Source organism: Rhodospirillaceae bacterium (assembly GCA_002746255.1).
GTDB lineage: Bacteria > Pseudomonadota > Alphaproteobacteria.
The window spans coordinates 1-5,923 of sequence record NVWO01000031.1 but is presented as its reverse complement, the minus strand read 5'-3'; the positions used below and the strand labels follow the sequence as shown (position 1 = coordinate 5,923).

Here is a 5,923-nt window from a genome sequence, read left to right as displayed (position 1 = left end):
TCGGTCATCACTGACAGCGTTACCAAATTCAATACCGGGGATGGATGTATTGTCTCCACCCACCCGCAGTCTTCCTCCACCCGATGGATTGATCTTAACATCCCCCGCAAAGGTGCTGGTCCCTGTTCCGCTCACTGTGAGTTCCTGCGCGATTGTGACTAAACCAGCATTACTTACCGTCAGCCTCTCCACTACACTGGAGGAAGCTAGAGAGGTCCAGACGCTCCAAGCACCATCATCTTTATTGACAGTATCAGAGCCGGAAACAGCCCGGACTTCTACAACATCATTGCCATTCCACCTGTAAATATCTCTGTGTAAGTTGTTGCCTGCTCCCGTAGGAGTTGCGTCTGTTATGATACGTGTATTGTTCGTAGTGGTAGAGGATATCGTGAAAATTGGGGCACTGTGGCTGATAGTTACGGGACCGGCGAAAGTTGAGATGCCTGTTCCCGTTACAGTCAACTTACTGCTGAGAATCTGAAAGTCTGAAAGGTCATGCTGCACCCTTACCATCTCTGTGGTTCCACCAGAGCCACCTGCGAATGAGAAATAACTTCCCCCGTTCCAGATCCTGAATACTTCTGCTGTGCCAGTTAAACCAACCTCGAAAAGATCATTCCACGTAGGACCACTTACATCGACTTTACCTAGAAACGTGCTGGTTGCCGTGCCGGTTCCTACGAAGCTTGAACCTGTAGAAACTCCAGTTGCAGTAACCGCCCCATCAACATCCAGTGTCGAACCGTCCCACCCAAGCTTCACGCTGGTGGTAAGCACTCCACCTGAGACATGAACTACTTGATCATTCGTCAACCCGGTTGGGGTGAATCCTGTTGCAGAGACTGTGCCAGTAACAGTTAAGTTCCCGTTCTGGTGAATCTGCATCGCAGGAGTATCCCAAATAAACCCACCAACTAGAGTGGAAGGGCTGAACTCCATAGTAGCGTCCACCTGATCCTGTGTAGAAATAATCCAGTTATAGTGAGTGACCGTTGCCTCACTATGCAGGAACAGACCATGTGTTACGTAGCGTCCAACCCGACCTGTGTAAGCAGATATACCACTTGTGAAATCAAAAATAGTTCCACTGAGTCCTGACTGTGCCGTTACTGTCCCGCTGAATGTAGGGGCATTATCAACATTGATCGTCAGTGTGTCAGCACCATCGTCATACACCGCGTTGATATTCGTACCACCAATGATCAGTGTATTGACCTGATCCATCACAGCTTCAAGTGTGAAGTGAATGGTTCCATCATCATGGTGGGTTGCAATATCCTTACCATCCACAAGTCCAGATACTGTAATGTTTCCGGTTACGGCAAGGCTAGCGGAAGCAGTAACTAATCCACTGAAGGTCGGAGCGTCATCTACATTAATAGTCAGCGTATTCGCACCATCGTCATAAACTGTATTGATATTCGTGCCATCAACAATCAGGGAGTCAACCTGATCCATCACTGCCTCTAACGTAAAGTGTATCGTCCCATCAGCGATATGAGAGGCTTGTGTAGCCGCATCCACTGAGATGTCAATACCATCAACTGTGCCACCTATCACAATGTTTGTAGTGATGTCCAGGTCTGTAAACCACCCCTTCTTCCACCGCAGGCCAGTGACTCCAAGATCGTAAGCATTATTAGAGTTTGGAACAACATCTCCTAAGTAATAGTGAGTATTGTCGCTTTCCGAATAACTATACCGTAGAACACCCTTTGTCCGTAGTTGAAAAGCCGCATACAGATTAGAATGGTCATACTTCAACTGAGCCCAATTTGTATAACCTGAAGAAGCACCGAACGTCAAAAAGGAAGCTTGCCCGTCATCGGACAGGAGTTGAATCTGTGCAGCTACTCCCTCGGCTACGATCTGTGACGATGCACTAGGAGTTTCACCAGAAGAGCCACCCACATGGAGTTGGCTAGAAGCGAAAGTTAATAAGGCTGAACCAGATAAGCGACCGTCGGCCCCAGCGTACGGGATCTGCTGGTTACCAAGGACAGTTGAGGTCAGAGCCATAACCCCGTGAGCATCTAACGCAGTGACTGTTCTCGTGGTTGCAGTCGTTATCTGGTCCAGTTGAAATTTTAATATCTTTGTAACATCTCCATCATCTGTAACCTGAAACTTATCATCAGGGAACGAGACAGCTCCCGTAGACAAGCCAAAACTCATCAATACTTCATCATTACCAAAATCAAGATCGTCAGCTGTATGCCTGACAAACTCCATTGTAGCACCATCGCTCTTAATGCCGAACCCTTGCAGACTGTTCGTCTTGTTCAGCATACGGAAGCTTCGATCACCACTCCCAATTAGCCACGCATGAGGATTATCTCCAACCATCTCCCACATATAATGTGGTGTCTGTATCGCACCGCCAAGAAGAGCATTCGGATTCAGTATAGATGTAGACGGGTGTTTATAACCCCGCGAAAGACGGAACTCACTTGTCCGTCCATCGGAGTCCATCTTACGAAACTGATCGATCGTAGTTTGAACTAAATCTAAATCTGTCAGAGGGTCTGGCATTATCCTTCTTCTACTGAGAGGCTGATGTCATTCGATCCACCACGGATACAGTTAACTACGCTCGTTGGAACAAACGCATCATAAAAGAGTCTAACTCCAGCAGAGATCCTAACACTAGGGATTGCAGCTGTAGCGTCAGCAACAAACTGAATCCACGCAGCGTCTGTCGCATGCGTATTAGTTATCGCTAAGAACCGTCTATTAGAATTGGCAGCCAGCGCAACCGATGTAGCAGTTGCGGCAGTGGCTGATGTATGTGTAATTACTTTGTGACCTAAAGATTGACTCATTAGTATACCTTTTGTAACTCTTCTGTAACGTCCACTGTCTCGTCATTTTCCCACCCGGGACCAACGATTTCAATATCGTTTACAATCTGTGATTCATGCTCCTTAAAGTCTACCCACCGGATGCCATGTAACATACACCTATAAAGATTCTCCATACAGTGGTCATCCTTATCAACTGGCTTGTCACCTTTTTCATCCCAGCAATACCGTTGTATCTCCCACAACGTAGTCCTGCACAACGGTGTAATATAAAAGTAATTCTCCTTAGCGAGACACTCTTGTGTCTTCAAGATACCCTCAGCTAACGCTTTCGTAGCCTTCTGCACATGCACGCCACACCTATGAAACTCTGTAGCCATATTCAACATCGTAACCGGATCATTGATATAAGCTAACGGATCGACTCTCGCTGCCACCACAGTACGAGAGCCGACTACCGATCTAATTCTCAGACATAGTGCAGCAATTGAACAATGCTCAAAGATGTCTAAGAACTGCATAACCTGCCCGTGAGGACTCACTGTAAAGAAATTAACCGCATGGGGTGTCTGAGGATGGACGTCAATCCATATATAAATAGGCCAGTCTACGGGTGGCTCCCCGAATGACTTCCAACCCTCAGGCACCTCTTTTAACACATGCCGGTTCTTGTCGAACTGCTTGTAGATGAGTCCAGCGAGATGTAGAGGCAAACCATACATTCTACATTGTTTTTCTTCTTCGGTCAGCAGTGCTTCAAATTCAGAAATAGCGTCTTGACTTAGATGTGGGTTGTCGAATATGGTGCCAGTGATACTCCACCGACTGGAGATCTCTTCGCCTCCAGTATCCTCGGGGAAGAAGTAATCATTGATCCACGCTTCATTAAGGGGCGTAAGAGTGAACCATGCATGACCCTGTCTATCGACCAAGCCTCTTGCCACGCCTTTAAACTGCTGCTCGGGGCAAGGTTCGTCAATATGCACCGCATCCCAGTCGCTGGATTCCTGCCCCATAGGGTTCGCCTTGAATGACTTAACTGTATCGAATCTCCAGACACTTTTTCTCCCCTTGTAATCTATGTGGATCTGGTCAATAGCACCAGAATGGTTAGTCTTCTTACTCACTACATACGCCATCGGGAGGAACTTCCATACCTTACCTTCAGGCCCAGTCCAAATCTCACTAACTTTATCCCAATCAGTCGTGATCGTCAACAGCTTAACTCCATGTCTTGGGATGCCCGCGGTTCGAGCAGGATCATTCTTAGGATAAAAGAGCCGTTCACCAAGGAGCCAACTCACGTCCTCAGCACAACCTGCTTCACTCTTACCCCACCTATTCCCTGCTCGAACCATCCGTCTATTGGTCACGCCACCTGCCCGGTGGAACATATCTTGTCGAGGATGTGGAACGTAAAAAGCCAGACCATTCTGCCGTACAGCTTCAAGCCGAGACTTCTTCAAGTCCCTAAGCCTGCGCTTTACAACGAATAACTCTGGCTCGTCTATATCCACAGAAGCTTAACGGTTCCTCCACCTGCGGAGAATAACTCAATGGCGGGTTGTGTCGCAGGATCAAAGATAATCATCTGCGGTTCTGTCAGACTTATCTGCATCAAGTTATCATCAGCGTGTGCAGAAGTCGTTGTCGTCTCATCTGTATTACCCATATACAGATCAGTCGTTGGATTCACTGGCTCGATGATAACTCCACCGGCCTGTGCATTCATAGTAATAACTTTCTTCGTATTAGCTACCAACGTAATCAACTCTTCATGACGCGGTGCCTGATCATTAGCTAACAGCCAATCTTTAATCACTGAACTCTCAGATGCATCATTACTCAACGCAGTCGCTGACAGCTTTACATTCATTGTCTGGAAGCCACCACTTGACTCTCCGTAATCTAAACTTATTTGTCCCATAGGTTTAACTTTCTGTAGGTTTATCTTTCTTAGCTGCAGCACGGTCACCTGCAACAGCTTCTTTCAAATCTTTCCTAACGCCTCGAAGACTTGCGATTGTGCCAATCGCCTGCCGGGTCAACGGATCATTAACCTGTTCAACAGCATACGCAACTGTGCTTAACAGCACACTCTGTTTCTTCAGCTTAGCCGTCTTGATCTTAGCAAAGCCACCCAGCAACACCGAGACAATCGTTGTCCCAGCAGCCACAAACGGACTCCACGGTGTGGCCGTACCGACCACCTTAGCTGTCATTAGCGCAGCATCCATCTTAGGATCCGGAGCGTAACCTTCGATCTCATCTCCAGTTATCTTACCGTCTCCATCAGCGTCTGTGCCAAACGGCACTACGCAGCCGATAATGGCTATCGTTGCAATTATCCCCACCGTCACTGGGATGAACTTCGTCATCTTGTTAATTCTTCGCACCTTGTAACCTTCGTTGTTCTGCTTCCAGCTCTGCGATCTCACGATCCAGTTCGCTTACCGACGTAGCATCTGGTAGCTTTTGGGTTTCAACTCGTTGGGTCGGCTTCCCGAGATAACGATCTAACAGCTCACGACTAGCAGAGATTCGCTCACTAGGTTTAGCTGATTCGTTATCACGCTCGGAAATCAATGTGAGGACACTATCCTCGGCTGCACCTTCCAGCAATTGCCTAACGGCATTGCCGCCGTTATCGTGGATAGTCTGTAGGATAATCTCTTGTGCCCACGGCTGTCGGACAATCATACTCACCATCTGAGGTGTATACTTCATCCGTGCACCGATCGAGATGTTCGACATCCCTTGTGCCTTCAGAAATGCACACATTCGGTGCTCAGGCTTCTCCTTCTTCAACGTAACATACGGTGCGTTGGCTACGCCACCGAGGGCTGGAATGGGCTTCATCGCAGGGATGACTACGTCATCTGTATCATAAAGCTCACTATCAGGAGGAGTCGCTGGGCAACCTCCGGCTGCTTGTTCTCTGTTCGAACGAGACTGGGCAAAGCCTAATGCTTCCAATTGATTCTGTGCTACGACGTCAGTTTCCATAGTGCTTGTTTTCTCAACAGGTCTTGTGCATCACCTTTGATGTCACCCTCTTTTACAGGTTGTATTTCGGCCATTATAGTAATATAACACGGAACTGTCGTAATGTCAATATG

5 protein-coding genes are annotated in these 5,923 nt (G+C 47.6%); all 5 read right to left on the bottom strand.

The window, feature by feature from the left end:
- Positions 1-2,358 (bottom strand): hypothetical protein (locus tag COA65_10215; GenBank protein ID PCJ56749.1); only part of this gene is annotated, 2,358 nt, incomplete at its 3' end.
- A 466-nt stretch (positions 2,359-2,824) separates the two neighbouring features.
- Entirely contained in the window at positions 2,825-4,198 is a 1,374-nt protein-coding gene (locus COA65_10210; protein ID PCJ56748.1) for a hypothetical protein, read from the bottom strand.
- A gap of 113 nt (positions 4,199-4,311) precedes the next feature.
- Positions 4,312-4,680 carry a hypothetical protein gene (locus tag COA65_10205; GenBank protein PCJ56747.1) on the bottom strand — a complete coding sequence of 123 codons (369 nt, stop codon included), beginning with the start codon at positions 4,678-4,680 and terminating at the stop codon, positions 4,312-4,314.
- 55 nt (positions 4,681-4,735) lie between these two features.
- A complete protein-coding gene (locus COA65_10200; GenBank protein ID PCJ56746.1) occupies positions 4,736-5,182 on the bottom strand; it encodes a hypothetical protein in 447 nt (148 codons plus the stop codon).
- A 4-nt stretch (positions 5,183-5,186) separates the two neighbouring features.
- A complete protein-coding gene (locus COA65_10195) occupies positions 5,187-5,663 on the bottom strand; it encodes a hypothetical protein (GenBank protein ID PCJ56745.1) in 477 nt (158 codons plus the stop codon).
- Positions 5,664-5,923 lie beyond the last annotated feature (260 nt).

Excerpts from the sequence above, each read along its gene's own strand:
- COA65_10210 (PCJ56748.1), bottom strand. The coding sequence starts at position 4,198 with ATGTTCCACCGGGCAGGTGGCGTGACCAATAGACGGATGGTTCGAGCA.
- COA65_10205 (PCJ56747.1), bottom strand. The coding sequence starts at position 4,680 with ATGAATGTAAAGCTGTCAGCGACTGCGTTGAGTAATGATGCATCTGAG.
- COA65_10200 (PCJ56746.1), bottom strand. The coding sequence starts at position 5,182 with ATGACGAAGTTCATCCCAGTGACGGTGGGGATAATTGCAACGATAGCC.
- COA65_10195 (PCJ56745.1), bottom strand. The coding sequence starts at position 5,663 with ATGAAGCCCATTCCAGCCCTCGGTGGCGTAGCCAACGCACCGTATGTT.